The sequence below is a fragment of the Cohnella herbarum genome (assembly GCF_012849095.1).
Classification (GTDB): domain Bacteria; phylum Bacillota; class Bacilli; order Paenibacillales; family Paenibacillaceae; genus Cohnella; species Cohnella herbarum.
Window position 1 is genome coordinate 566,759 of the sequence record NZ_CP051680.1, and the last position, 26,424, is coordinate 593,182.

At 51.4% G+C, this 26,424-nt stretch carries 24 protein-coding genes; 19 read left to right on the forward strand and 5 right to left on the reverse strand.

The genetic code is table 11. The annotated features are described in order from the left end of the window. Positions 1-4 precede the first annotated feature (4 nt). Genes HH215_RS02215 through HH215_RS02230 form a run of 4 tightly spaced genes read left to right on the forward strand, consistent with a single transcriptional unit; the run spans position 5 to position 3,848 of the window. Positions 5-1,129: a mandelate racemase/muconate lactonizing enzyme family protein gene (locus HH215_RS02215; protein ID WP_169278411.1), complete on the forward strand. Its 1,125-nt coding sequence runs from the start codon at positions 5-7 to the stop codon at positions 1,127-1,129. 23 nt (positions 1,130-1,152) lie between these two features. Continuing rightward, complete coding sequence (locus HH215_RS02220) at positions 1,153-1,914, forward strand: SDR family NAD(P)-dependent oxidoreductase (protein ID WP_169278412.1); 762 nt, start codon at positions 1,153-1,155, stop codon at positions 1,912-1,914. Between the two features lie 32 nt (positions 1,915-1,946). Beyond that, positions 1,947-2,906, forward strand: a complete 960-nt coding sequence (locus HH215_RS02225) for a C-terminal binding protein (protein WP_169278413.1) — start codon at positions 1,947-1,949, stop codon at positions 2,904-2,906. Between the two features lie 27 nt (positions 2,907-2,933). Next, the gene (locus HH215_RS02230; protein WP_169278414.1) at positions 2,934-3,848 is read left to right on the forward strand and encodes a fumarylacetoacetate hydrolase family protein; all 915 of its coding nucleotides are present in this window, start codon (positions 2,934-2,936) and stop codon (positions 3,846-3,848) included. Positions 3,849-3,900: 52 nt separating this feature from the next. Here HH215_RS02230 and HH215_RS02235 read toward each other — a convergent pair whose 3' ends face one another. After that, positions 3,901-4,800 (reverse strand): ArsR/SmtB family transcription factor, encoded by a 900-nt coding sequence (locus tag HH215_RS02235; RefSeq protein WP_169278415.1) that lies wholly within the window; start codon positions 4,798-4,800, stop codon positions 3,901-3,903. A 158-nt stretch (positions 4,801-4,958) separates the two neighbouring features. Between HH215_RS02235 and HH215_RS02240 the strand changes: the two genes are divergently transcribed. The 5 genes from HH215_RS02240 to HH215_RS02255 all read left to right on the forward strand — a co-directional run bounded on the left by HH215_RS02240 (position 4,959) and on the right by HH215_RS02255 (position 8,839). Beyond that, positions 4,959-6,716, forward strand: a complete 1,758-nt coding sequence (locus HH215_RS02240; RefSeq protein ID WP_169278416.1) for a glycoside hydrolase family 2 protein — start codon at positions 4,959-4,961, stop codon at positions 6,714-6,716. A gap of 301 nt (positions 6,717-7,017) precedes the next feature. Then, positions 7,018-7,203: a hypothetical protein gene (locus HH215_RS37225; RefSeq protein WP_510549636.1), complete on the forward strand. Its 186-nt coding sequence runs from the start codon at positions 7,018-7,020 to the stop codon at positions 7,201-7,203. 33 nt (positions 7,204-7,236) lie between these two features. Further along, positions 7,237-7,443 (forward strand): cold-inducible protein YdjO-related protein, encoded by a 207-nt coding sequence (locus HH215_RS02245; protein ID WP_256376686.1) that lies wholly within the window; start codon positions 7,237-7,239, stop codon positions 7,441-7,443. Between the two features lie 163 nt (positions 7,444-7,606). Beyond that, a complete protein-coding gene (locus HH215_RS02250; protein WP_169284186.1) occupies positions 7,607-8,137 on the forward strand; it encodes a hypothetical protein in 531 nt (176 codons plus the stop codon). Positions 8,138-8,221: 84 nt separating this feature from the next. After that, positions 8,222-8,839: a TVP38/TMEM64 family protein gene (locus HH215_RS02255; protein ID WP_169278417.1), complete on the forward strand. Its 618-nt coding sequence runs from the start codon at positions 8,222-8,224 to the stop codon at positions 8,837-8,839. Between the two features lie 20 nt (positions 8,840-8,859). On the opposite strand, the gene HH215_RS02260 is transcribed toward HH215_RS02255, so the two are convergent. After that, positions 8,860-9,711: a metal-dependent hydrolase gene (locus HH215_RS02260; RefSeq protein WP_254450531.1), complete on the reverse strand. Its 852-nt coding sequence runs from the start codon at positions 9,709-9,711 to the stop codon at positions 8,860-8,862. 159 nt (positions 9,712-9,870) lie between these two features. On the opposite strand from HH215_RS02260, the gene HH215_RS02265 reads away from it, so the two are divergent. The 4 genes from HH215_RS02265 (at position 9,871) to HH215_RS02280 (ending at position 14,995) form a co-directional block, all read left to right on the forward strand. Further along, positions 9,871-11,853, forward strand: a complete 1,983-nt coding sequence (locus HH215_RS02265) for an AraC family transcriptional regulator (protein WP_169278419.1) — start codon at positions 9,871-9,873, stop codon at positions 11,851-11,853. A 76-nt stretch (positions 11,854-11,929) separates the two neighbouring features. Next, the gene (locus HH215_RS02270) at positions 11,930-12,940 is read left to right on the forward strand and encodes a FecCD family ABC transporter permease (RefSeq protein WP_169278420.1); all 1,011 of its coding nucleotides are present in this window, start codon (positions 11,930-11,932) and stop codon (positions 12,938-12,940) included. Next, on the forward strand, positions 12,933-13,931 hold the full coding sequence (locus HH215_RS02275; protein WP_254450345.1) for a FecCD family ABC transporter permease: 999 nt from the start codon (positions 12,933-12,935) through the stop codon (positions 13,929-13,931). The genes HH215_RS02270 and HH215_RS02275 overlap by 8 nt, the downstream gene beginning before the upstream one ends. 23 nt (positions 13,932-13,954) lie before the next feature. Beyond that, positions 13,955-14,995: an NAD(P)/FAD-dependent oxidoreductase gene (locus HH215_RS02280; protein WP_169278422.1), complete on the forward strand. Its 1,041-nt coding sequence runs from the start codon at positions 13,955-13,957 to the stop codon at positions 14,993-14,995. 81 nt (positions 14,996-15,076) lie between these two features. Here HH215_RS02280 and HH215_RS02285 read toward each other — a convergent pair whose 3' ends face one another. Further along, the gene (locus HH215_RS02285) at positions 15,077-16,300 is read right to left on the reverse strand and encodes an MFS transporter (RefSeq protein ID WP_169278423.1); all 1,224 of its coding nucleotides are present in this window, start codon (positions 16,298-16,300) and stop codon (positions 15,077-15,079) included. A 134-nt stretch (positions 16,301-16,434) separates the two neighbouring features. On the opposite strand from HH215_RS02285, the gene HH215_RS02290 reads away from it, so the two are divergent. From HH215_RS02290 to efeB, 5 genes are all read left to right on the forward strand, one after another. Then, positions 16,435-17,421, forward strand: coding sequence for a LysR substrate-binding domain-containing protein (locus HH215_RS02290; protein ID WP_169278424.1), 987 nt, complete (start codon positions 16,435-16,437; stop codon positions 17,419-17,421). 133 nt (positions 17,422-17,554) lie between these two features. Continuing rightward, the gene (locus tag HH215_RS02295; protein WP_169278425.1) at positions 17,555-18,250 is read left to right on the forward strand and encodes a TerC family protein; all 696 of its coding nucleotides are present in this window, start codon (positions 17,555-17,557) and stop codon (positions 18,248-18,250) included. Between the two features lie 145 nt (positions 18,251-18,395). After that, a complete protein-coding gene (locus HH215_RS02300) occupies positions 18,396-19,910 on the forward strand; it encodes an FTR1 family iron permease (protein ID WP_169278426.1) in 1,515 nt (504 codons plus the stop codon). A 14-nt stretch (positions 19,911-19,924) separates the two neighbouring features. Further along, positions 19,925-21,112 carry an iron uptake system protein EfeO gene (gene efeO / locus HH215_RS02305; RefSeq protein WP_169278427.1) on the forward strand — a complete coding sequence of 396 codons (1,188 nt, stop codon included), beginning with the start codon at positions 19,925-19,927 and terminating at the stop codon, positions 21,110-21,112. Positions 21,113-21,132: 20 nt separating this feature from the next. Then, positions 21,133-22,374, forward strand: coding sequence for an iron uptake transporter deferrochelatase/peroxidase subunit (efeB, locus tag HH215_RS02310; protein ID WP_169278428.1), 1,242 nt, complete (start codon positions 21,133-21,135; stop codon positions 22,372-22,374). A 359-nt stretch (positions 22,375-22,733) separates the two neighbouring features. Here the strand turns inward: efeB and HH215_RS02315 are convergent, their stop codons facing one another. Together HH215_RS02315 and HH215_RS02320 are read right to left on the reverse strand one after the other, a co-directional pair. Beyond that, positions 22,734-23,345 carry a hypothetical protein gene (locus HH215_RS02315; RefSeq protein WP_169278429.1) on the reverse strand — a complete coding sequence of 204 codons (612 nt, stop codon included), beginning with the start codon at positions 23,343-23,345 and terminating at the stop codon, positions 22,734-22,736. Positions 23,346-24,109: 764 nt separating this feature from the next. Next, positions 24,110-25,009, reverse strand: a complete 900-nt coding sequence (locus tag HH215_RS02320; RefSeq protein WP_169278430.1) for a metallophosphoesterase — start codon at positions 25,007-25,009, stop codon at positions 24,110-24,112. Between the two features lie 133 nt (positions 25,010-25,142). Between HH215_RS02320 and HH215_RS02325 the strand changes: the two genes are divergently transcribed. After that, the gene (locus tag HH215_RS02325; protein WP_169278431.1) at positions 25,143-26,417 is read left to right on the forward strand and encodes a methyl-accepting chemotaxis protein; all 1,275 of its coding nucleotides are present in this window, start codon (positions 25,143-25,145) and stop codon (positions 26,415-26,417) included. The last annotated feature ends 7 nt before the right edge of the window (positions 26,418-26,424 follow it).

The window sequence follows — 26,424 nt, forward strand, 5'->3', positions numbered from 1 at the left end:
TCCTATGAAAATCGCGAAAATAGAAGCCTACGGCATCCGTTGCCCGGAGCCTAACGATAATGGAAATTTACGCCACGCGGCTTTGGTGCGGGTGGAGACGGACTGCGGACTCGTCGGCTGGGGAGAAGGCATCGCGATGTGGCCGGAAGCGGTTCGCGCCGTGACGGTGCTCATCGAGCATGGCTTCGCTCCGATGTTGATCGGCCAAGATCCTACGGAGACGGAAGCGATCTGGAATCAAATGAAACGTCACGTATGGTGGTACGGAGAGGGAGGCATTGCCTCGTTCGCTATCAGCGCCATCGATATCGCATTGTGGGATATTAAGGGCAAAGCGCTAGGCGTACCTCTCTATAAGCTGTTCGGGGGCAAAGTCCAGGACAAGCTGCCTTCGTGCGCGAGCATTCACGTTAAGCATGCGACCCATGAAGAGAACGCCGCGGAAATCTACGGTTATATGGAAGAAGGCTATCAATCCGTCAAGGTCGGTTTCGGCAAGAAAGGCCAAGCCCGACTCGGTCGGGAAGCGCGCTACGATCAGGATTTCGCGCGGACGGTCAGAGAGAGAATCGGCGACGACAAAGGCTTCATCATCGATATCGGCAACAACGTGAAATGGGATGTCGCCCATGCGATCCGTATGACGAAAGCTTTCGAGCAATACGGCATTCATTGGATCGAAGAGCCTTTCCATCCGAGCGATATCGAAGCTCACCGTCAACTGCGCGAGGCGACCTCGACGTTGATCGGCACGGGAGAACGCGAATGGACCGTGGACGGTTACCATAAGTTGCTGAAGAGCGGCATCGTCGACGTCGTCGGAGTCGATCCGGCTAGGGTGGAAGGCATCACCGCTTTCCGCCAGATCATCAACTTGACGGGAGCCGAGAAGAGGAAGTTTAACGCGCACGCTTGGAGCACCGCGATTACGTCGGCCGCAAGCATCCATCTGTCGATCTCTTCGCCGCACTGTTTATTAATGGAATACAAACCTCTGCCTAACCCGATGCAGGACGAACTCGTATACGAACCGATCAAGCACAAAGACGGCTACGCGGTCGCTCCGGAAGCGCCTGGCCTCGGAATCGAAGTTAATGAAGATAAGGTTCGGGAATACCGATTCATATAATTCATCGCGGGGAGGTGCACGAGATGAGACTTGAACGCAAAGTAGCCCTGATTACGGGGGCATCCCGCGGAATAGGCAAAGCGGTGGCGATGGGTTTCGCGCGCGAAGGCGCCAAAGTCGTCATCTTATCGGACGAGCCGCAGTCCGTCGGCATGGAAGTCGTAGCGGAGATCGCGAGCTTAGGCGGGCAAGCGCTCTATCTTCAATGCGACGTTTCCGAGAAGGAACAAGTGTTGATGACGGTCGAGAAGTCCGTTGCTTATTTCGGGAATATCGATATTTTGGTCAACAACGCGGGGATATGCCCCTTTCATGATTTCCTGACGATGCCGATTTCCTTGTGGGAAAGGGTCACGGACGTGAATCAGAAAGGCACCTTCCTATTCTCTCAAGCCGTGGCCAATCATATGGTGCTCAAGGGGACGAAAGGCAGAATCGTCTCGACCAGCTCGATCGGCGCATGGGTAGGGGGCTCGACGCAAACCCATTATTGTCCGTCGAAGGCGGCTATCGAGAACATGATGAAAAGCATGGCCGTCGCGCTCGGACCGCACGGAATTACTTGCAATTCCGTGCTCCCCGGCGCGATCGAAACGGACATTAACCGTGAAGATCTCGCCGATCCCGTCAAACGGGAGTATTTCATCCAACGGACGCCGGTCAGAAAGCTCGGACAGCCGGAAGACCTTGTCGCCGCTTACGTGTTCTTCGCATCGGATGACGCTTATTTCGTTACGGGATCGAGCTTGCTTGTAGATGGCGGCATGTTCGTGAATTTGCAATAAGAGGTTGTTCTATAAGGAAAGGAATGCAAACTATGAAAATCGTCATAACGGATAGCAATTTTACGAGCGATCAGTCGGAACGCGAAGTTCTCGCGGGCGCCGGTCTGACGTTGGAGCGCTTTAACGCGAAGACGATCGAGGAAATGAAGGAAGCGGGGAAAGACGCGACGGCTGTATTGGTGCAATTCTCCCCGGCTCCCCGCGAAGTGCTGGAGAGCTGGAAGTCGTGCAAGCTGATCGTCCGATACGGAATCGGTTACGACAACGTGGACGTTCAAGCCGCGACGGAACTCGGCATTACCGTGTGTAACGTCCCATCCTATTGTCTGGATGAAGTGGCGGATCATACGGCTTCTCTCCTATTGTCGGGTTTGCGCAAGATCGTCGCATTCGATGCGTCGGTTCGCAGAGGCGAATGGAATGTCGAGAAGGTCGCGAAGCCGATCCGCAAATTCGACGAGTCCATCATCGGCCTGGTCGGGTTCGGACGGATCGGAGCCCGCGTAGCCGCGCGAATGAGACCTTTCGGATTCGAGATCATGGCTTACGATCCGTATCTGAGCGAAGATAAAGCGACGGAGTTAGGCGTGAAGAAAGCCGCGTCTCTCCGGGAGTTGCTCAGCGTGGCGGACGCCGTGTCGCTGCACTCTCCGTTGACCGCCGAAACCCATCATATGATCAACGAGCAGTCGCTCTCTTGGATGAAACCGAACGCGTGGATCGTGAATACCTCGCGCGGAGGTTTGATTAACACGGTCGACTTGGCCCGTGCTTTGTTAGCGAGAAAGCTGGACGGAGCGGCATTGGACGTATTCGAACGGGAACCGTTGGAAGCTGATCATCCGCTGCGCCAATGCGCCAACGTCATTCTAACCCCGCATGCTGCGTATTACTCGGATGCGTCGATAGATAATTTGCAGCGTCAAGCCGCGGAGGAAATCGTGCGGTTTGCCAAAGGCGAGCCGTTACAGTCGCCGGTCAACCGGGTATAACAAAATAGGAGCAGCGGGAGGAACATCATGAAACTCGTAACTTGGATGAAAGACGGCGAAAGCCGATTGGCGATCCGGACGGATCGGGGACTGATCGACTTGATCGAGGCGCAGAAGGGCTTCCCTTCCCCGAAGGGTTCCGCGCTTCCGAAAGACATTATGGAAGTGATCGGCAAAGGCGATGAAGCCGTATCCGAGCTTGCCGCTTACGTCGAGGCGCTTCTCGCTTCAGGGGAAATGAACGCCCAGATTCTGCTTGACGAGAGCGTAATCGATTACGCGCCATGCGTCACCCGCCCTAACAAAATGATTTGCGTCGGCTTGAACTACCGGAAACACGCGGAGGAAACGAACGCCGCGATCCCGGTATTCCCGATCCTGTTTAATAAATTTGCCAATACGCTCACGGGACACGGACATGACGTGCCGTTGCCGAAAGTATCCGACAAAGTGGATTACGAAGCGGAGCTCGCGATCGTTATCGGGAAAAAAGCCAAGTATGTCGCTAAAGAGGACGCGTTAAATCATGTGTTCGGTTATTGCAACGTGAACGATTTGTCGGCACGGGATCTTCAACTGCGCACCCAGCAGTGGATGCTCGGGAAGTGTCTGGATAGCTTCAGCCCTCTGGGTCCATACTTGGTCACGGCCGATGAGATCGCGAATCCGAACGATCTAACGATCAAATGTATCGTCAACGGAGAAGTCCGGCAAAACTCCAATACTTCGGATATGATTTTCCATTGCGACGAGATCGTCAGCTATATTTCCCAACATATGACGCTGGAGCCGGGCGATGTCATCTTGACCGGAACTCCGGAAGGCGTCGTGCTGGGGTACCCGGAAGACAAGCAGGTATATTTGAAACCGGGCGACGTCGTCACGATCGAGATCGAAGGATTGGGCAGCATCACGAACCGCATGGTTGAAGAAGTTCAATAAGGATAAAGTTAAAGCCGCGACTCTACGCTTTCGTAGAGTCGCGGCTTTTGCGTTAGTAGTGCAGATCGATTTCGATCTCTTGGTCGTAATTGCCGAAATGCTTGCCGAACAGGCTGACGCCGCCCGGATGCTCCGCATTCTCGTGGCTCGCGATTCGGAAGCGGATATCTTCGCCGTATTTAATGCCTAACCCGTCGACTGTCATGCCCGAAAGCCGAACGCCGTCCAAATACGTACCGTCGGCTCGCACCGAGATCGTTTTTAACAAGCCGTGTTGCGTTCCGAACTTCCACCATTTCGGAGTGAACGCTCCGGGCTTGCTTCCGAAATCTCCCGGACATGTCCATGTGCCGATTTCGACTCCGTTGAACGAGAACGTAATGTCGGACGGCCAATTCTCGTTAAAACCCGGAGCCTCCGAGCAGAGCTCGAGAGAGAGCGTGATGCTGCGGACCGACTGATTGCCGACAAGGTAGTTCGGAATCCGATATTCGACGTAACCTCCGGCGAACCAAATATGTTTGGCTTTGACGTGATCGGGATCGGAGAAATAACGGGGATCGTCGAAGTACCCGATAATGGCGCTTTCGGAAGCCAGTCCGCAAGTCGGTTTAACTTGGAATTCGGAGTACTGGCCGACGGGAATGGAAATAGAGGACTGGCGTCCGACCTGAGGGTCTGGCGTTCTGAATTGCAGCGTGACGGCATCGGGCAGAAGACGGCAGAGCTTCTGCCTGCCGCGCAGTCCGGTTAGGCTTTCCGTCCCGACGATGCCGGCTTCCTCCAACTTCTGGACATGTTTCGTGACGATAGCGGAGGAAACGGATAATTCGGCGGCAAGCTCCTTAATATTCATAGGTTTACGATCTAATAGCTCTATCATGCGCAATCGCGTTTCGGAAGCGAAACACTCGAAGTAGCCTAGGTTAAGAGGAGAAACTTGAATCTTCATATGAAAACTCCTTCGCGTTAATTTCACCATTATATAACCTGTAGGTTAATCAAACAATTCCGTATTGACTTAAACCTTTATTTATCTAATAATATCACTATGTAATGAACTTATGTATTATTTAATTAATTAAATGGTTAAATAAAGGAGAGAAAAGAATGACGGAGCAATATCGATCTGAACATCCCCGTCCTCAGTTCGTTCGGAAGGACTGGTTAAGCTTAAACGGACAATGGGAATTCGAATTCGACGATCATGGAATCGGCGAAGGCGAGGGCTGGTACAAAGGCGACCGGCCGCTGGGCAGTCGCATTCAAGTCCCGTTCGCGTATCAAAGCCGATTGAGCGGAATCGCGGATCCGGATTTTCACGATACGGTTTGGTACCGGAGCGCGCTGGAAGTGCCCGCCTCTTATGCCGGCAAACAAATTCTTCTCCATTTCGGAGCAGTCGATTATGAAGCATCCGTATGGGTAAACGGCAAGCTTGTGGCCCAACACGAAGGAGGGCATACGCCGTTCCACGCCGATATCACGGACGCGCTTAAGCCGACAGGGAATACGTTGGTCGTTAAAGCGGTCGATTACAGCAAAGACGTCACCTTGCCGCGAGGCAAGCAGTATTGGCTGGCGGACTCCGCGAGCATTTTCTATACGAGAACGACGGGGATTTGGCAGTCGGTTTGGCTGGAAGCGGTTAATCGTTCCTACGTGGACAAGGTTAAGTTTACTCCGGATATCGACAACAACGACATCGAGATGCAACTGTTTATCCGGGGACTTCCGCGGAATGGCGCTGAACTAAGCCTTCAAATCGAAATCTCGTTTAACGGAGATGAGGTTTCCCGCGATGTGGTGGTCGTGAACAACCCCCAGGAAACGAGAACCGTTAGGCTGACGGATTTCAACGATCACTCCAAGGGTCGCTGGTGGTCCCCCGAGAATCCGAACTTGTACGATGTCAAGCTGACGTTGCTGGATGGCATTGCGGTGATCGACGAAGTGGAGAGCTATTTCGGGATGCGCAAAGTTTCCATAGAAAGCGGAAAATTCTGTTTGAATAACCGGCCGTATTTCCAAAAGTTAGTACTCGATCAAGGTTATTTTCCGGACGGGAACCTGACTCCGCCTAGCGACGAAGCGATTAAGCAAGACGTAGAATTAACGAAGGCGATGGGCTTTAACGGCGCGCGCAAGCATCAGAAACTCGAAGATCCTAGATACTTGTACTGGTGCGATAAGCTTGGATTGCTCGTATGGAGCGAGGCCGCGAATGCCTATGCGTATAGCGAGGAGTACGTGCGCCGGTTCGTCAACGAGTGGCAAGAGTCTATCGACCGCGATTACAATCACCCGTCCATCGTCGTATGGGTACCGCTCAACGAAAGCTGGGGCGTACCCAACATTCAGATCGACAAGCGGCAACAGCAGCATGCGTTAACGATGTACCACTTGACGAAGTCTCTTGATCCGATGCGTTTGGTCATCTCGAATGACGGGTGGGAAATGGTTCGGACCGATCTATTCAACATTCACGATTATGAATCAAGCCGAGAGGTGTTGGAGGAACGTTACGGCTCCGTGGATAACGCGGTAAGCGCAATGCCGGCCAATAGAAAACTTGCTGTAGAGGGCTTTCCTTATGCCGGTCAACCGATACTCGTGACGGAGTTCGGCGGGATCGCTTATAAGAAAAGCGATTGGGAAGGCTGGGGATATTCCGGAGCGGACAACGACGAAGATTTCGCCGAACGCCTCCGTGCCGTCATTCAACCCCTATTGAAATCGGGAATCGTGCAAGGTTATTGCTATACCCAATTAACCGACGTCGAGCAGGAAATTAACGGTATGCTGACCTATGATCGGGTACCGAAGCTGCCGGTCGAGCTCATTCGGGCGATTAACGAAGGCAAGTGATGCCCGATATGAAGCTGCATCGGTAGATCAAGCGCAGAAGTAATAAAATATACATCTTTACTTTAAATGGATAATATTTATAAAAGTTGATATCCGTTTCCAAATGTGGTACCCTATATGAATTGAGGCATCTCGCGCCAGAGCGAGGTGTCTTCATTCTTTGTATGGGTACTTTTTACATTAAATGGGCAAGGTGGTGATGCTATGTTTTCTGTCTTATTCCCCAAGCCTTGGGGACAGGTTTCGTACAAAGTCGACCGTTGGAACGTACAAATCATGCAAAAGGGAGAGGAAATGAAAGATGGCTACCAAAACTCGTGGAAATGTGTTGTCAGGCCTTGAATCGAAAGGCAGGGGCGAATGCCCTCGCTGCGCAAGAACGGGTATTAAATTACTTTACGAAGGAATAGTCGTAGACGGCGTTTCGGTAAAGGTATGTAAATTTTGCCGACCTAAGAAACAGCTGAAGAAAGCAACGGGACAGTAACAATGAACTCATCTCTAGAGGGGGCAGTTGGACTTGGCTAAATTTTATCGAAGCAAGCAAAATGCTGTCGCCGTAAATATGATAGATACGCAAATTTGGATCTGTTCCAATCAGGATTGCAACTGCTGGTTGAGGAGCGAATTCTCATTCTCGCAAATGCCGCTCTGTCCCATGTGTAAATCTAGTATGACCAACCAAACGAAGCCATTACCGGAAATCGTAAGAGCGAATATCTACTAAATTAAGGTACGCCAACACAACGCAGAATCTTGGGCTTTTCCTTGATTCTGCGTTTTTCGTTATAGTCGTTATTGCTGTAGACTGGCATCTTTAATCGTTAGCCAATATTATTAAAGAGCATGGGAATGCTACTATACAACTGTCCCAATCGGAGGTCGCGATGATGAATACTCAACCGCAGAAGGTTCCCTTTGGCTATGAGCCGCCGATAGATCGGGAAAAAGGTACGTTAATCTACTATGATACTTTCGAGCAAACAACGGAAGAGGAACTGGATCTTGCGCTAGAAGCTGCCGTCGCTCGGTCTTTCGCGAAATTCGTATTATACCCAATCCATGAGGAGACCGCCAAGCGAATGTCCAAGGAACCGGTGAGTCCTTATTACAAGCGGGAAAAGCTTCTTCGCGAATGGGAGCCGGAAAGAGGTCGGATAGCGATCGCGATCGACGGCTGGGAGGGGAAAAGAAAGAAATACACTCCGATCGATTCCGCGCTTCGGCACTTGACGGAGACGTTGCCTGCCCCGCATTTTCTATTAGTCACGCCGCAGACGGCGAACCAATTCGCATCGTTCGCTTCCTTCGAGGAATGGATCGTGAAAATTCGATTGCTGATGTCGTCCGAACCGAGTCGACTCCATCCCCGGTTGGAGCAAAATCGACATCGGTGGGACTTGATGGAACGATCGGATTAGTAAAGATTTACGATGGAATTGGAACGGGATCATGTTACAATTCGTATTAGAAACATAGGAATTAACGGTTAGGAGATAAACGCGATGGGCGAGACGATTAACGGTTGGATAGACGCGCTAGTCGCTTTCACGGGACTGAGCGGATTGTGGATTTTACTCATTACAATACCGCTCGGAATCATTCAGGGATTTCTCGGTCTTTTCCCTTTCGCAACGATAATCATGCTGCATATTTCCGCGCTTGGACTGGTCAACGGCATTATGGCAAGTTGGATTTCCGGAACCGTCGCGGCAGTCGTCGTGTTCTGGGTGAGCCGGTCCTTGTTCGCGAATTGGGTGCTTCGCAAATGGGAGAAACGGCTGCAGAAGTACGGAAGGTGGCAGCTTCGCTTCGAGAAGTACGGGTTATGGGCCATTATTCTGCTGCGGACGATTCCGATTATGCCTAATAATCTGATCTCCTTCATGGCAGGGATTTCCCCGGTGAAAATGATCCCTTATATATGGTCTTCCATCATCGGGAATCTCTCGCACATATGGTTGTTCGCGATTATTAGTTCTTCGATTCTCATTCCGGATATCGACAATGTCGTTTTGATCTTATCGTACGCCGGATTCTGTATAGTTCTGCTGGCGGTGTTTTTCTTTACGGTCTATAGGAAACCGGGGAGCCATGGCAAGGATAACGAAGTGACCATGTGACTTGGATCCGGCTAGAGATATTACGTCTTGGGGACATCGACGCTGAGTATAGATACCCTTCCCGCAAAGCGCGGATCGAAAACGCGGATTCGATCGCCTTCGTCTTGCGTGACGACGAAAGGCGCGAATAAGAGAAGATCCCTAGCGGGACGGTATCGGCGCAGTTGCTCAACGTCCACGGGGTCGTTCCGATAGGTCTGAACAATCCCGCTGTCTCCGCCAACTTCATGTCTGCCTTCGACGACGATGTCGTCTTTTTTGGCGTAATAAGAGATGCCCCCGGGCAACCGATCCGCTCGGATGGCGACTTGGGAGTAGCCTTCGTTCTTCAAATCCATGTATACGTAAGCGGAATGAACGATTTGGAAGCCGGAATAAACGGCCCCCAATATCCAGAAAACGCGGAATATCCGTTGCCGATGTTCTTTCGCGCGATACAGCGCGAAGAATGGAAGGAGAACGGCCATGAACCCCCAGAAAATATACCCTTTGTTCGGAATAAAACCGCCGGCGTACCTATTTGATACAAAGGGTTCGAATAGTCCGATCCCCCAAGCGTTCGACCAGTCGCTAATAATATGCAGAAGCACCCCTGTAACGGCCGTGAGGAATATTCGACGGTCTAGCACGCGGAATACAACATAGCTCAAGAAGGAAAACAAAGCTGCCCAGACGGGAACCATAAAGAATGAATGGGTAAACCCTCTATGCGACATTAAATAATCCGCGCTCGCTCTTGTCCATTGGACGTCGATGTCGGGGATCACGTTAGCGCCGACCGAGGTGGCGAACAGTGCCCATTTCGTTTTCGTATCCATATTGAGTTTGTTCAGCGCGCCATAGATAGCGACTCCGAACAGCGTATGGGTCATGTAATCCAATGGTCGGATAAGCCTCCTCCAAATACACTTCCACTATTCTATGATCATCGGTATTCATTCAGTAATCAACGAACTCTATTGATAATGATAATTATTTTCAATTATAATCATGTACAAGGACATTCGGCTAGAAGGGATGGAAACAAGGCAATGAATCTGAACGAACACATCGTGCTGTGGAATCATGTTTCGGTTAAGGTAATCGACGTACGCCGTATCCTCTTGAAGAGCGGAGAGGAGTTGCGCTCTTATCGGCTGCCCTCCAGCGCTTATCTATATATCGTCCGCGGTAGCGCGCAAGTGAAGTGGGACGGCAAGGTGACCTTAGCGAAACGATTCCATGTGCTGCACGGCGGGAAAGGGATGTGCCTCGATATAGAGGTCGATGAGCTTTTCGAATATTACTTGATTTTATACAAGGCGTTCCTGCCCCTCCCGAGTCGGCAAGACCTAGTGCGTATGATGGAAAACAACAATCCTTTTCTCATGCAATACGGATTCGATCCTCACTATCCGATCGCTTTATTCCATAAGGTTGAATTAATGGGCGCAATCTGGCGTCAAACGGAAGCGGTAGATAAATTATACGTCAAAGCGCTATTCTATCAATTCGTTCACGAAATGATGCGGCAATTGAGCCATCAAGGGATTCACCCGGTCAAACCGGATCCGGTTGCTCAAGCGATCCGATATATTCACGAGAATTACAAGGACCATGTAACGCTCGAGTCGCTTGTCGACATGCTGGATCTGAATTCCAGACAATTCCTGAGAATGTTCAAGAGCCAGATGGATACGAGTCCAATCGACTATTTAATACAAGTCCGAATGAATAAGGCCAAGGAGCTACTGCTTAACTCGGAGTTTACGTTAAGAGAAATCGCGGAGTGGGTCGGTTATTCGGATAGCTATTATTTTAGCAGAATATTCAAGAAGGCCGAAGGACTTTCGCCGACAAGCTTTAAGGAAAATGCTCGAAAGACGGCTTTCGGTCGAAATAATCCATCCCGGATGTCCAAATATCCCATTGTTGCGAAAAACCTTCGCCGTTATATTGTTAATGAGCATGATAATCATTATCAACGTATCGACAGAAGGGGAGACTTACATATGTACAGAAAGTCCAAAGTTTCAATGGCGGCAACCTTGTTATTTTGTTTCACGTTAATTCTGAGCGCCTGTGCGTCCAACGCGGGGAATTCGAATTCCACGAACGGAGGAGCAGCGTCGCCAAGCGGAAGCGAGGCGGCCGCAACGCAAACGGCTAGCCCATCGTCCGAGAACGAAGCTCCGCGGGTCGTTAAACATGCAATGGGCGAAGAAACGCTGACGGGCACTCCTAAACGGGTCGTGATTCTCACGAACGAAGGTACCGAGGCATTGCTGGCAGTCGGCATTAAACCCGTTGGCGCCGTCCAATCGTGGATCGGAGATCCTTGGTACGATCACATCAAGGACGAGATGGTTGACGTAACGGCAGTCGGCGACGAACTGCAGCCGAACGTCGAATTGATCGCTAGCCTTAAACCCGACCTGATCATCGGAAATAAAGTCCGTCAGGAGAAAATATACGAGCAGCTGAAGCAAATCGCGCCTACCGTATTCTCCGAAGATTTAGCGGGGGACTGGAAAATCAACTTTAAACTCTATTCGGAAGCGGTCAATAAGCAAGCCGAAGGGGAAAAAGCGATGGAAGCCTTCGACAAGCGGGTTGAGGAAGTGAAAGCCAAGCTTGGCGACAAGGCGGCTACGAAGGTATCGGTTGCCCGATTCTCTGCTTCGCAAGTAAGGATCTATCAGAAGCAAACTTTCTCCGGCGTTCTCTTGAGCCAATTGGGAATTGCCCGGCCTGCGTCGCAGGACAAGGACTCCTTCATCGAGGTCATGACCAAGGAGATGATTCCTAGCATGGACGGGGATGTTCTGTTCTATTTCGTGTCGGAGGCTCCCGGCAAGACGGATGCTTCCAAGGTCGTGGAGGAATGGATGAACGATCCGTTGTTTAAGAATTTGGAAGTAACCAAGAACAATAAAGTCATTCAAGTGGATGAAGCGATTTGGAATTCCGCCGGTGGTTATGAAGCGGCGAATTTACTTCTGGATGAGCTCGTCGAATATTTCGAAGTGAAGTAGTCGGGATTGTTGAATCGGCAAGCTGACGCCTTAACCGCGTCGGCTTGTTATTCTTTCAGCGGCAGGTGTGCGGAAAATGGCATTAGCAATGAGAAGCCGCAAGAGCAAGCTTGTCGGCCTTGGAATCGGATTGGCAGTGCTGCTGATTAGCTTGATCTGCAGCGTGTTGTATGGGATTCACCGTTTCGGATTAAACGATTTGTGGTTGGCTTATCGACATTTCGATGGATCCAACGAACATCTTATCTTAACGACGACGCGCGTTCCCCGTGCTTTAATCGCGGCCGCGGTAGGAGCCAGTCTCGCCGTTGCAGGGACGATCATGCAAGTGATGACGAAGAATCCGTTAGCTTCGCCCTCCGTCTTCGGGATTAATTCGGGCGCGGCTTTGTTCATCGTAATCGGATTGGTAGCTTTCGGGTCGTCGTTATCGATGCAAACGATGATCTGGGTCGCCTTTGCGGGAGCTATCGCCGCTTCGGTATGCGTCTATGCTTTGGGAGCTCAACAGAGGGGCGGATTCGATCCGGTTAAGCTGACCCTTGCGGGAGCGTCTATCGCGGCGTTCGCTTCCTCGGTCACCTCGGGCTTGATGCTCATTCATAAAGAGTCTTTGGAGTCGGCCTTATTTTGGATGATCGGTTCGGTCTCGGATAGGCGATTGGATCATCTGTCGATCGTGTTCCCCTATATGCTCTCGGGTTTATGCATCGCGGTTCTGCTATCGGGCACGCTCAACGTGATGGCTTTAGGAGACGATAGCGCCAAAAGCCTCGGCCAACGGATCATGCTTATGAGAGTGATCGCAGCCGTTGCAGTCGTTCTGTTAGCGGGAAGCTCGGTATCCGTAGCAGGACCCATTGCCTTCATCGGACTGATCGTCCCGCATTTATGCAGGTACTTAGTGGGGAATGATCATCGATGGTTAATCCCTTATTGCGCGTTAACGGGCGCGACGCTGTTAGTGACGGCAGATATCGCTTCGCGATTCGTATTGATGCCTAAGGAAGTTCCCGTAGGCGTCGCAACGGCATTGATCGGGGTTCCGTTCCTGATTCATGTCGCGAGAAGGAGGAAACATGCATAGAAAACGAACGCGGAAATCGATCGTCCTCCTGATCGGGCTATGCCTCTTAACGGTTTTCTTGAGTTTGGTTTGTTTGTCTCTGGGCGGAGTAACCATACCGTTAAAAGAAATCATTCTCTCTCTCGTCGGACGGAACGCGGAAGGTAGCGACCTTATTATCATGCAATTCCGATTGCCGCGAATCGTAGCCGCGTTGTTGATTGGGGCAGCTTTGGCGGTTTCCGGAGCGGTGCTCCAAGGCGTCATTCGCAACCCGCTTGCCTCGCCGGATCTCGTCGGGATCACCGGGGGAGCGTCGGTAGCCGTCGTTGCCTTCATGACCTTGTTTACGGGATACAGCATTCATTGGATTCCATGGATTGCCGTCGCGGGCGCTTTCGTTACCGCCCTTCTTAGCTATGCGTTAGCTTGGAGCAAGGGAGTGTCGCCATTCAGGCTTGTTCTGATCGGGCTCGGCATATCGACGGCGATGGGCGCGCTTACGATGTTCTTGCTCATTAGCGGTCCGGCGTATTTGGCAGCGCAAGTGCTCAATTGGATGACGGGAAGCATCTACGGCACCAACTGGTCTTATATTAACGCTCTATGGCCGTGGATCGCCGTGTTCTTTCCCCTGACCTTATGGCATGCGAGGGAATTGAACGTGCAGTCGCTGGGAGACGAGATTGCCGTCGGCTTGGGAAACCGCCTTCAGCTTAGCCGCTTGGTCTTCATATTCTATAGCGTCGCTCTTGCGGGCGCGGCGGTAGGGGTGGCCGGGACGATCTCGTTTATCGGATTGCTGGCACCCCATATGGCGAGGAGATTAGCGGGGCGTTCTTACCGGATACTTATTCCGGTTTCGGCTCTGCTTGGAGCGATCTTATTGCTATTGGCGGATCTTGCGGGAAGAATGCTGTTTCAACCTCTCGATATTCCCGCGGGCGTGTTTACGGCAGGAATCGGCGCACCTTTTTTCATGTATCTGCTGTTCAGACGTAAAAAGGGATAGAAACGGAGAGGGGAGGAAACGGGATGAACGGGGAATCGGAGCTATACGATTTGACCATTATCGGCGGTGGCCCAGCGGGACTATATGCCGCTTTCTACGGCGGAATGAGGGATATGAAAACAAAGCTGATCGAGGCCAGGGAAGAGCTAGGCGGAAGAACGGTGATGTATCCGAATAAGATCGTTTGGGATATCGGCGGTGTGCCTCCCACCCGATGCGGGCAGATCACCTCGCGAATGATCGAGCAGGCGATGACGTTCGAACCGACGATCGTGCTGGGACAGCAGATTGCGGGATTGGAGCGCTTGATCGATGGAACGATGGTAGTGACGTCGGACAGAGGGGAGCGTCATCATACGCGCTCGTTGATATTGGCGGTCGGACATGGCGCGTTAAAGCAAGCAAAGCTGGCGATTGAAGGCGCGGAGCGATTTGAGGCGGCCAACCTTCATTACTCGGTGACGGATTTGGAAGTTTATCGAGGGAAACGGATTTTGATTTCCGGCGGCGGAGATTCCGCCGTGGATTGGGCTAACGAGTTGGAGCGGGTAGCCGCTAGCGTCGCCTTGGTACACCGTCGCAATCGGTTTACCGGACATGAGCTGAACGTGAAACGAATGAAGGAGTCGTCCGTCGAAGTTCGCACGCCGTACGCAATCAAGGAGTTGCACGGCGACGGAGACCGGATCGAAGAGGTTTCGATCGCGCGACTGGATTCGGAGGGACAGCCTTCGGAACCGCCGGAAAGGTTAGCGGTGGACGCGGTCATCGTTAACCACGGCTTGCGCGGCGACTTCGGAAGGATCGTCGATTGGGGGCTGGAGATGGGGGATTGGAATATTCGCGCCGACGCGAAGCTGGCGACGAATATTCCCGGGGTATTCGTCGCTGGCGATACGGCCGACCATCCAGGCAAGCTGCACCTCATCGCGGGAGCGTTCGCGGATGCGGCACTTGCGGTAAACGGCGCTAAGCGCTATTTGGACCCAGAAGCACCGAGGGCGGCATCGGTTTCTTCGCATAACGCCAAGTTCGACGAGAAAAACTCGGCGTTATCCCGTTAACGGCAAGTTTAAGCCCGACCGTTCTCCGGAGAGGAAAGGTCGGGCTTGTTTTTGCGTAATTGGCTTCGGTGTTAAACGGTGTTAAGCGGAATTCTGCTTCATCGACTCGGTTGGCTTCGATCGCTGTTGATTTCTGCGAAACCAGTAGATGGAAAGGGCTATAAAAACGCCTGCAGAGCCCCAATAGATCGGATAAAACCCGACGTTCTCCACGATCCAGAACGCCGCTACCGGTCCAAGCGCCGCGCCTAGATCCAATGTAATGGAATATACCGTGATGACGTCTCGTTTATCGCCTTCTTGGCGAGCAGCAACGGAGGCCGCAAGGTAATCCAACAACGTGCTGATGAACGTAGAGCATAGCAATATGCCTAAGGTAACGAGAATCCATGCGGCTAACGGCATGGATAGAGGGAACGCAAGCAACAGGATCCAAGACGCGATCAGGTTGATCGCGATCATCGGTATCGCATGGAATTTACGATCCGTTAGCCGGCCTACGTAAGGCGAGAGAAACGGACTCCATCCCCATCGCATAGCTTGAAGTCCTCCCGATAGAAGAGCTCCCCCGATCGTAAAGCCAAGCCAGGTGGCGGTTAATTGTTTGTTCTCGATATAGTTACTGAGCAAGGACGCGAACATCCCCTCGAAGATCAGGGCGGATCCCAATGCCGTGACCAACAAGCTGAGGACGCCATTCGTCTTGAATAAGGCCAGCTTGTTTTTTTTAAACGTTGACTGCCGTTCCGTAGCATGTTCATCTTGGCTGTCCCGAATAGCGGCAAAGGGGAGCATTTTTAAAAAAATCGGAATTCCGCAGAGAGCTAGCGCCGCTAGCAACAATGAGAGGGCGCGGAGCCCGAGCAGTTCCGCAAATCCTCCGCCGAGCAGCATCCCGACGAGACTACCCACCCTGTAGTGCCCGTTATAAACCCCGAACAGTTGACCCCGATTCCGTTCCGTCTGGAGATCCAATATGGCATAGTAGCCGCCTAATCTCAACAAGGACCAAGCGAATCCCCAAAGCGCGCGCAAGCCGATCCAGAACAGAAAACTATCCGCTATTCCGTAAGAGGCGGTTGTAATAATAGCTAAGACGAATGCGATTCCTAATCCTTGCCGCAAAGTGATATACCGGTAGATCCGGCTAACGATCGGATTCAAGGGCAATCTGATTAATCGATTGACCGATAGAACGACTCCGACTTGCACCAGGGATTCAAGCCCGGCCTCCTTCCAGTGCAGCGGAAGGACGATATACAGCATCGAGTCGCCCATTAAGCAGAGCGCCGTTATCCACGCCATTCGGAGAACGTGTTTCTTTTGTTTATTTTCAATGTCCATGGTTCAAAAATAATACAGCGCAAAGCAAGTTACTAATATATAATTGAACTCTATTGATAAGTAAAACTAATGATTCGTGGAGGCGATGATCGTAAGTGAACCTACACGCCATAAAAGTATTTCATTTCGTAGCACGAAACGGCAACGTAACAAAAGCAGCGGATGAACTGCGAATTAGCCAACCGGCCGTGACCCAGCATCTAAGAAAACTGGAGAAGGAATTGGGAATCAAGCTCGTGAAGCCGGATGGAAGGGGAATCGGACTTACCTACGCGGGGAAGGAGCTCTTCGAATTATCGGGTAAAATGCTTGCCGTGGAACACGAAATTGAGACGAAAATGAAGGATCTATTGAGCGGGGACGGCGGTGAACTGACGATTGCGGCGACGTATTTACCGGCAACCGTACTTCTTCCCAAGTGGATTGCTTTCTTCAAATCGGAGCATGAGAGCGTTAGAATAAACGTCGTCACGGGAAATAGCCAGATGGCTTTCGATAGAGTAAATAATCATAGCGCGGATGTGGCGATCATCGGAGGAGGCTGGGAGAGGCCGAACATCCATTGGGATCACTTGTTCGACGACGAATTATGGTTTATCGTGCCGCCGGGGCACCCTCTTGCCAACCGGGAAGTCTCGTTGCATGAAATGATGGAAGAAACCTTCGTCATCCGGGAAGAGGGAAGCTCGACCCGGGAAAGATTTCTTTCCATGTGCAGAACCTATAACGTAAGGCAACCGAAGATCGGTATGCAGCTCAACGGGCTTTACGAAACGATCAAGGCGGTCGGAGCGGGTTACGGGGCCAATCTGTTATCGTCGTTAGCCGTCAAGGAATTCATCGACCGCGGCGAAGTGTCCAGGGTAAAAGTTACGGATCTCGAACTTAGAAGGCCTATCGCCATCTGCACGGCTCAGAATAGAATTTTATCTCCGATCGCCAATGCGTTCATAACATTAATTCGGGAGAAATTGCGACATTCCTATGGGAATCCGCCCTATCGGCCAGTTCAACTAGATCCATCCGATCAACCCGATCGATCAGATCGGTCCATATCGATAACCCCGGATTTCCTCGGGTAGGGTCGTCACGATAGCCATCCTTATGGCTTACGGGGCGGCTGTTTTTTTATCTTTCGGAATTAAAATCCGGGATTGGGGAATGATACATACGTTTAAGATTAAGATATTACATAGAGGATAAGAGGCGATCGATATGCTAGAAAACCTAATCTTGTTATTGGAAATATTGCTCATTAACATCGTCCTTAGCGGGGACAATGCCGTCGTGATCGCGATGGCGAGCCGCAATCTGCCGGAGCGGATGCGGAATCGGGCGATATGGCTGGGGGCCATCGGCGCGGTTGGTCTTCGGATCGTTTTGTCGGTTGCGGCGGTCGCTCTGCTGGACATTCCGGCCGTGCAGATCGTGGGCGCGGTACTTCTGTTGTACATCGCGATTCACCTGCTCTTGGACGATGGGGCGGAGAAGGAAGTGAAAGGCGTAGGCTCGCTCGGTAAGGCGGTAGGCATCATATTGGTGTCCGATTTGGTCATGAGCTTGGATAACGTGCTCGCGATCGCGTCCATCGCCAAGAATGAGCTATGGCTCATGGCGACAGGGATCGCGCTCAGCATCCCGCTTATTATATGGGGGAGTCAGCTCATCTTGAAACTTCTGAACCGGTTTCCGGCCGTCGTATGGGTCGGTTCGGCTATTCTAGGGTACACCGCGGGCGAGATGTTAATAGGGGTTCAAGCCGTCAAAGGGATGTTGCCGATCTGGGGCTCGTTGGGACTCGGCTGGTTTCCCTTGTCTACCGCGATACTCGTATTGTTGATCGCGTTCGTATGGCGGAAGCTATCTATGGATCTATCAGAGAGGGCAACGGAGAGGAAAGGGACATCGTAACGATTAGAGTGGCGCAATAAATGTAAAATCCCAAAAAACCCGATTGACACCTTGAAGCAGTAGGAATATAATAAACCCTTGTACTGAGAACGGTTATCAATGTCATTACGACGATATCAAGATTACAATCGGGGGCGCATTCGAAATGAAAACAACAGACCGTCGGACAGTTAAATTATCGTTTCCGCTGGTTAGTTCTATCATTTTGATGGCGTCCCTTTTTCTGTTGTTTTTCCCGGTTGCGCAAACGAATGCAGCTGCGGCTAACGAACCCATCGGAACGACACTCGCGCAATCCGATGATCTATTCGCCAACCTGGAATCCGGGAACTTGGACCAAGGTGCGGTTGCTTTTGCTTCCATCAAGAAATGGTGGGCTGCCAATAAGCAGAACGTCAAACAAAACTCGCTGGACATGGCGCTCGAGATCGACCGCCAGATGGCGAGTCTTTCTTTGGCCTTCTTGAATAAAGACGTTCAGAAAGCTAAGGAAGAAGCGGGTGCGCTGCAATTCTCGCTTCGGAATTACTCGGACGGCGCTTATGTCGATAACGACGGGCAACAAAGGATGTCGCTGAGCGCTTACGTCATGAAGCTGAGGGAAGCCGGCGATCTGATGGAGAAGCAATCCTGGTCGGAAGCGCTTAGCGCTGTAAAGCTGCTCCAGCGTCAGTGGTTGTCCATCGAAGGCGATATCGTAAGCAAGTCGCAAACCGTTTACAATCATTCCGAGCGCGATCTCGTTTTAATGGATGCTTACTTGTCGAACGAGGGTAAACAGGATGAAGCTAGGCAGATCGTGGATAGAATGATCGATTCCTTGACTCCGCTCATCGATGCCCAATACTCTTGGTGGGACGCGGCCCTGATTCCGATCCGGGAAGGGCTTGAAGCGTTGTTGGTCGTAGGGACCTTGTTAATGTACGCCAAGAGAGCGGATTCCAAACCCGCCAAACGATGGGTCATCGTCGGATCGAGCGCCGGAGTGCTCGTATGCATTGCGCTTGGTTTAGCCGTCGCTTTCTTATTGTCTTCGAGCACGTTCGGTCACAACAATTCGTTGATCAACGGCTGGACGGGCGTAGGAGCGAGCTTGTTGCTTCTGTACGTCAGTTATTGGTTACATCGCAATTCCGACGTGAAACGCTGGAATCGGTTCATGCAATCGAAGAGTACGCAAGCGCTCACGAACGGAAAGATGATCTCGTTAGCTCTTCTTGCTTTTTTCGCGATCGTGCGCGAAGGGCTAGAGACGGTGATTTTCTTAGTCGGCATGGTCAATAAGATGCCGGGCGTGGAGTTAGCGGTAGGAATTGCCGCCGGGTTCGGGATTCTCGCGGTATTCGCGGTTATCATGATCAAGCTCGGAACGCGATTGCCGGTACGGCCCGTTTTCCTAGTATCCAGCGTTATCGTCTTTTACTTATGCTTTAAGTTTATGGGATCGGGGATCCACAGCTTGCAGATGGCAGGCGTGATTCCATCCACGGTACAAGAGTACTTGCCGGAGCAGCTATCGATTAGCTTATATCCATCATGGTATAGCACGCTTCCGCAATTGTTATTCGTATTGATCGCGGCAATCGTTGTCGTCTATCAGAAGATGACCAGCAGATCAGCAGGCAAAGAATTGAAAATACTTGCAACAAAAATGAACTAAGCGGGGGAAATAGAATGAACAGACAAATGAAATTAGCGAGCGTTATTTTGGTAGCGACACTAGTGCTTGGAGCCTGCGGTAAAAACAATGACAGCGAGCCTGCGGCAGGGACTGCAAGCTCAAGTCCAAGCGCTAGCCAGCAATCCGAAGCGTCGGGCGGAGATACGAGCGCCATTCAACAGGGGACGGCCAAGCTTCAAGAGGAAACGGCCAAGCTGCAAGAAGCGATCGACAAGAAGGATGCCGACGAAGTCAAACGTCTAGGGAAGTCAATCAACGAGGCATGGTTAGCTTACGAGAATTCGGTTCGTCAGTTGTTCCCGATCGAATATACGGAAGTCGAGAAATACGAATTACCGATCTTCTCGGCTTCGGCATACGACAAAGTGGATTTCGATGCGTTGAAAGTAACGGCCGAGAAGCTGCAAGTTGCGCTGACTAGCCTTCTTAACGCCAAAGAAACGACGGGCAGCACCTCCGAGCTTCTTACTAAAGCAGTTGCGAATTACAAGGTTTACGTAGAGGAACAAGCGGATAATCTGGTCATTCAGACAAAAGTATTCGTTGAAGCGGTTAAAGCGGGCGACGCGGAGAAAGCGAAGCTCGAGTATCCTAAGGCGCGCGTGTTTTTCGAAAATATCGAACCGATCGCCGAAAGCTTCGGAGATTTGGATCCGAGAATCGATGCCCGCCTAGCGGACGTAGAGGACGAAAGCACTTGGACCGGTTTTCATAGACTCGAGAAGGCGCTCTGGTCGGATAATTCCCTAGAGGGTATGGAGAAATACGCTGATCAATTGGTTAAAGATACGGAAGAATTGCAATCGAAAGTAAAAACGATCGAACTGGAACCGAAAGCCATGGTCGCAGGAGCGATGGAACTTTTGAACGAAGCGGCGATATCCAAAATTACGGGCGAAGAGGAAATCTATTCCCATACCGATCTTGTAGATTTCGCGGCTAACGTGGATGGATCGAAATCGGTGTACTTGGCTATTATTCCTGCTCTTAACGAGAAAAATCCCGACCTGGGAACGCAATTGGATCAGCAATTCTTATTGCTTGAGGAAACTCTCCGCGGACACAAAACGACGGGACATTACGTCAGCTACGATAAGTTAACGGCAGAACAAATTCGTCTCATCAGCGATCAAATCAGCCAGCTATCGAACTTGATGTCCCAAACGGCCAGCATCCTGTAACGCATAGATGGGGTGGGGAAATGGATACAGGTAACAAACAAGAAGGAATCTCAAGACGCGATTTTCTTAAAATAACCGCTTCCGTAGGCGTGGGTTTAGCCATCGGGGCATCGGGAATGGCCGCGATCGAGAAAGTTGTCTCTCCTACAAGCAAGGCGGTAGCAGGCAACGATCCGACGGAAGATCGTATCCCCATGTACGGGGAGCATCAATCCGGGATTATTACCCCGCAGCAAACGTATATGTATCTCGCTAGCTTTCGAATTACGACCGCGGATCGTGCAACGTTGATTAGGGTCCTTCGCGATTGGACGAAGTTTAGCGATCTGAGCATGGCTGGCCGAACGATGCAGACGGGAGATAATCCGTTGCTTCCTCCGAGCGATACGGGAGAGACTTTGGATCTTCCCGCATCGAAATTAACGGTGACCTTCGGATTCGGCCCTACCTTCTTCAGCGCGGATGGCAAAGATCGATTCGGCATCGCCGGTAAGCTTCCTCGATATTTGAAGGATATTCCGCGGATGCCGAGCGATAAGCTCGATGCTTCCCAGTCAGGCGGAGACGTTTGCATCCAAGTATGCGCCGAGGATCAACAGGTCGCTTTTCACGCATTGCGCAACTTCATTCGCCTCTCGATGGGGGCGGCTACGCTGAATTGGATGCAGGAAGGCTTCATCAGCGGCGGCTCGGGAGGACAAACTCCGCGTAACCTGTTCGGATTTAAGGACGGAACCGCCAACCAACTTCATCAGTCTGAAGGCGGTTATCAAGACGTCGTGTGGGCGGGCGAAGGCGAACCGGACTGGATGCGCGGGGGCACCTACATGGCTTATCGCAAAGTACGGATGTTTCTTGAGGTATGGGATCGGTCATCGTTAGCCGATCAGGAGGATACGTTCGGACGTTATAAGGAGTCTGGCGCAGCCTACGGGACGAAGGGCGAGTTCGATAAGCCCGATCCGTCGAAAATGCCGATCGCGTCGCATGTGCGGCTGGCCAAGGAATCGAAGCAGTTGATCCACCGCAGAGGTTACTCTTACACGGATGGAGTCGATCCGCGAACAGGTAACGTGAACGCGGGATTGTTGTTTATAAGTTATCAGAGAAACCCCGATGAGCAATTGTTGCCGATGCTGAAGCTTATGCAGAGCAAAGATGCGCTGAACGAATACGTCTCCCATATCGCTAGCGGACTATTCGCTTGTCCGGGCGGCTTACGGGAAGGGCAATACATTGGGCAAAGCATACTGGAATCATAAAATGGCATAGGCTGAGTCGAACGAGAGAAACTTGGATGCTTTGGCTGGAGTCTTGGATTTCTAGGCTGGAGACTAGGATTTGTTGGCGAGAAAATACGATTATGAGGCGGTCCGGGATTATTCCCGTGCCGCCTCATTTTTTTGCAACATGCTGCTGGTTACTTATAAAAAGCGGTCTGGAAGTACCTTGGGAGGAAATAGAGCGACTATGCCGCTTTAAATCGAGCATGGAGGCACTTTGGAAAGAAATAGAGCGGCTGTGCCGCTTTAAATCGAGCAAAGAGGCACTTTGGGAGGAAATAGAGCGGCCGTTCCGCTTTAAATCGAGCATGTAGGCACTTTGAGAGGAAATAGAGCGGCTATGCCGCTTTAATTCGAGCATAGAGGCACTTTGAGAGGAAATAGAGCGGCTGTGCCGCTTTAAATCGAGCATGTAGGCACTTTTGGGAAGAAATAGAGCGGCTGTGCCGCTTTAAATCGAGCAAAGAGGCACTTTGGGAGGAAATAGAGCGGCCGTGCCGCTTTAAATCGAGCAAAGAGGCACTTTGGGAGGAAATAGAGCGGCCGTGCCGCTTTAAATCGAGCATGTAGGCACTTTGGGAGGAAATAGAGCGGCTATGCCGCTTTAAATCGAGCAAAGAGGCACTTTGGGAGGAAATAGAGCGGCCGTGCCGCTTTAAATCGAGCATGTAGGCACTTTGGGAGGAAATAGAGCGGCTATGCCGCTTTAAATCGAGCAAAGAGGCACTTTGAGAGGAAATAGAGCGGCTATACCGCTTTAAATCGAGCATAGAGGCACTTTGGGAGGAAATACTTCCGTTCAACAAGGCACATTTTGCCCTAATTTCGGCGCACTCGCCATACTTCCTTTCAACAGAGTAAATTCGGAATTGGCAACTAAGAGTATCGAGACTAAGAAGGGAAAAAGAGTGACCTGAGTAGTAACGGCTATGCCGCTTTAAATCGAGCAAACAGGATAACTCCCACTATAGTCTGAAATTCCGCTTTATCACACTAAAGCGGAATTTCTTGTTGCTTTATCTCACCAATTAGACCGCTCACAGCGGCTTCCAGCACACTTTCCCTAGGAATCCGACCAATTAGACCGCTCTAAGCGGCTTCCAGCACACTTTCCCTAGGAATCCGACCAATTAGACCGCTCTAAGCGGCTTCCAGCACACTTTCCCTGGATATCTGACCAATTAGACCGCTGGTAGCGGCTTCCAGCACACTTTTCCTAGGAATTCGACCAGATAGACCGCTCGCAGCGGCATACAGCACACTTTTCCTAGATATCCGACCAATCAGATCACTCGCAACGGCTTAGAGCACACTTTCCCTCGGAATCCGACCAAATAGACCGCGCTCACAGCGGCTTCCAGCACACTTTCTCTAGGAATCCGACCAAATAGACCGCTCACAGCGGCTTCCAGCACACTTTTCCTAGGAATCCGACCAAATAGACCGCTCACAGCAGCTTATAGCACACTTTCCCTCGGAATCCGACCAAATAGACCGCTCCCAGCGGCTTCCAGCACACTTTCCCTCGGAATCCGACCAAATAGACCGCTCCCAGCGGCTTCCAGCACACTTTCCCTGGATATCTGACCAATTAGACCGCTCGCAGCGGCATACAGCACACTTTTCCTAGATATCCAACCAATTAGAAAGCTCGAAGCGGCTTACAATACACACATTTGCTCCGCAAGTCCGTTTTCCCGCCAGTAACCGTTGCTCAGAACCGCAAAGATGTGCTGTGGGAGGAATTAGAGGGGCTACCCCGCAACGTGAACACCGCTAGCTCGGGATCGCTGCCGATCCGAATCGGAATACGAGTCGTTCCGATCCCCCGGTTGACATACAGCAGGTACGGCCGTTCCTTTCGCTGGCTGTCATGGATGAGATACTTTCCTTTAAGGTACTTCCTTCCGAGACGGGTTCTGACCAAAGCTCCGACAAGCGGAAGCGACACTTGCCCCCCATGACTATGTCCCGATAGTTGCAAGTCGACAGGGAACCGCGTCAATCGGTCGGCAACGTCGGGTTCATGAGCGAGCAAAATATTAAATCCGTCTTTATCCAGTTTGGATAAAGTAGATTCAGCATTCGGCTTGCCAAGTACGTAATCATCCAGACCGGCAATCGTAATCGAATCGCCGCCGGGTAACGTAATTTTCTCCCTCTCGTTGACGAGCATCTTGAATCCCGCGCGGCTAAGGAACGAACCGGAGCTCCGAGTTTTCCTTCCGTATCCGAAATCGTGATTGCCGTAAACCGCATATTTGCCTAGCGGGGCTTGAATATCTGCCAATAGGGGAGAAGGATCATATTTGGCGATATTATCTGCACTTCCGGCATCGTGCAAATCTCCGGTAAACACGACGATATCCGGACGTATAGTTTGAATAACGTCGACGAGCTGCCGAAGTCTAGGAAGAGTGAATTGGGGGCCGAGATGGGTATCGCTGAATTGCAGGAGCGTGACTCCCTCGAAGCTTTCCGGAAGAGACGGGGAATAAACCTCAAGTCGGGTTATGGACAAGCGTTTAGGAACGATGGTAAATCCATAAGCGTATATGAATACAATTATAGCGGCAAAAACAGTCGCTAACCCTAAGAACAGTTGAACATGCATTTCTGATCACCTTTCTTTCTGTAGTTAACTTAACATGTTGGCGAATGAAATTGAAGTGTGATATTGATCACAGTGTCCTTCCCCTGCTCAAGGTTAGAATAGGAAGACGTCTAGGCATCGGGGGAGAAACGGAATGCACAGCAAATTCGGCATCGTTAAGAAAATGGTTATCGGCATCACGGTCGCTTCTTCGGTTACATACGGGACAAGCGCGTTTTTCCTGCTCGTGCTTAAGGATATGTTCACGGGAATACCCGGGTGGCTATTCGTACTCCTTACGCTTCTTATCGGCGTTTTCTGGACTGGGTTATTCGGTTATTTCGCCGCGAGATGGCTATTGAAGCCGCTATTAGCTTTAACGGCTGCCGCGCAGGAAGCCGCAACGGGAAACCTTGGAGTTAAGGTTGCTACGAGCCGTTCGAACGACGAGCTTCAGACGCTCGGAGAAGCTTTCGGGCAAATGCTTGGGCAACTTAAGACGATCATCACGGAGATCAAGGACAATACCCGCCTTACGGATACTCATGTGAAGGAATTGCAAGAAGCGATCGGTCAGGCGACGGGACAGATCGAGCAGATGACGAACGAGTCGGAGGCGATAACGTCGGGGACGCAAAGGCAAGCGAACTCGGCAGACAGACTGCACCATGACGTCGAGGAAATGTCGCATGCGGCCGATCGTATGAGCGAGGAAGCTAACGCCGCGAGAGAGCGGGCTTGGCATATGAACAATGCCGCGAAGCAAAGCGAGGAAGTGTTCCGCTCATTAGTCGGAGGCATGCATCAGTTGACGGAGTTAAACCGGGATGCGATGGACGTCGTAGCTACGCTTAGCGGATATGCGAATGAAATCGGCGCGATCTCTAACGTCGTTGGCGACATAGCCGACCAAACGCATTTGCTCGCCTTGAATGCTTCCATCGAAGCGGCAAGAGCCGGCGAAGAGGGCAGAGGATTCGATGTGGTCGCCCAATCGGTTAAATCGCTTGCGGATGAAAGCGCCGTCTCGGTTAAGAATATCCGTAAGCTCATCCAGCAAATCCAGAGCGAAGTGACGCGGGCGGTCGGACATATCCGCGCGCAGCACGAAGTGTCGGAGCGGGAAGCGAGAAGAGGGGAAGAGTTCGCGACCGCATTCCATGAGGTTAACGAACAGGCGCAGCATGTGGTCGGAATCGTGGAAACGATGGCCGGCGATCTTATCGTGCAAGCGCGACAGGCTACCGATCAATTAAACGAAGCGAGACTTGTCGCCGAAGTGGCGGAGCAAATTCGTTTAGGCGCGCAGCAAGTGTTCTCGGCATCGGAGGAGCAGACGGCGGTTATGGAAGAAATATCCGCTTCTACGGATTCACTACGCGCCAAATCGAAGGATTTGCGAAGCAAAGCGGAATTTTTTAGATACTAAATAGGTT

Coding starts and splice junctions, on each gene's coding strand:
- HH215_RS02270 (WP_169278420.1), top strand. CDS start 11,930: ATGGCATTAGCAATGAGAAGCCGCAAGAGCAAGCTTGTCGGCCTTGGA.
- HH215_RS02225 (WP_169278413.1), top strand. CDS start 1,947: ATGAAAATCGTCATAACGGATAGCAATTTTACGAGCGATCAGTCGGAA.
- HH215_RS02320 (WP_169278430.1), bottom strand. CDS start 25,009: ATGCATGTTCAACTGTTCTTAGGGTTAGCGACTGTTTTTGCCGCTATA.
- HH215_RS02285 (WP_169278423.1), bottom strand. CDS start 16,300: ATGGCGTGGATAACGGCGCTCTGCTTAATGGGCGACTCGATGCTGTAT.
- HH215_RS37225 (WP_510549636.1), top strand. CDS start 7,018: ATGGCTACCAAAACTCGTGGAAATGTGTTGTCAGGCCTTGAATCGAAA.
- HH215_RS02240 (WP_169278416.1), top strand. CDS start 4,959: ATGACGGAGCAATATCGATCTGAACATCCCCGTCCTCAGTTCGTTCGG.
- HH215_RS02230 (WP_169278414.1), top strand. CDS start 2,934: ATGAAACTCGTAACTTGGATGAAAGACGGCGAAAGCCGATTGGCGATC.
- HH215_RS02265 (WP_169278419.1), top strand. CDS start 9,871: ATGAATCTGAACGAACACATCGTGCTGTGGAATCATGTTTCGGTTAAG.
- HH215_RS02255 (WP_169278417.1), top strand. CDS start 8,222: ATGGGCGAGACGATTAACGGTTGGATAGACGCGCTAGTCGCTTTCACG.
- efeB (WP_169278428.1), top strand. CDS start 21,133: ATGGATACAGGTAACAAACAAGAAGGAATCTCAAGACGCGATTTTCTT.
- HH215_RS02250 (WP_169284186.1), top strand. CDS start 7,607: ATGAATACTCAACCGCAGAAGGTTCCCTTTGGCTATGAGCCGCCGATA.
- HH215_RS02235 (WP_169278415.1), bottom strand. CDS start 4,800: ATGAAGATTCAAGTTTCTCCTCTTAACCTAGGCTACTTCGAGTGTTTC.
- efeO (WP_169278427.1), top strand. CDS start 19,925: ATGAACAGACAAATGAAATTAGCGAGCGTTATTTTGGTAGCGACACTA.
- HH215_RS02325 (WP_169278431.1), top strand. CDS start 25,143: ATGCACAGCAAATTCGGCATCGTTAAGAAAATGGTTATCGGCATCACG.
- HH215_RS02215 (WP_169278411.1), top strand. CDS start 5: ATGAAAATCGCGAAAATAGAAGCCTACGGCATCCGTTGCCCGGAGCCT.
- HH215_RS02220 (WP_169278412.1), top strand. CDS start 1,153: ATGAGACTTGAACGCAAAGTAGCCCTGATTACGGGGGCATCCCGCGGA.
- HH215_RS02300 (WP_169278426.1), top strand. CDS start 18,396: ATGAAAACAACAGACCGTCGGACAGTTAAATTATCGTTTCCGCTGGTT.
- HH215_RS02280 (WP_169278422.1), top strand. CDS start 13,955: ATGAACGGGGAATCGGAGCTATACGATTTGACCATTATCGGCGGTGGC.
- HH215_RS02275 (WP_254450345.1), top strand. CDS start 12,933: ATGCATAGAAAACGAACGCGGAAATCGATCGTCCTCCTGATCGGGCTA.
- HH215_RS02260 (WP_254450531.1), bottom strand. CDS start 9,711: ATGACCCATACGCTGTTCGGAGTCGCTATCTATGGCGCGCTGAACAAA.
- HH215_RS02295 (WP_169278425.1), top strand. CDS start 17,555: ATGCTAGAAAACCTAATCTTGTTATTGGAAATATTGCTCATTAACATC.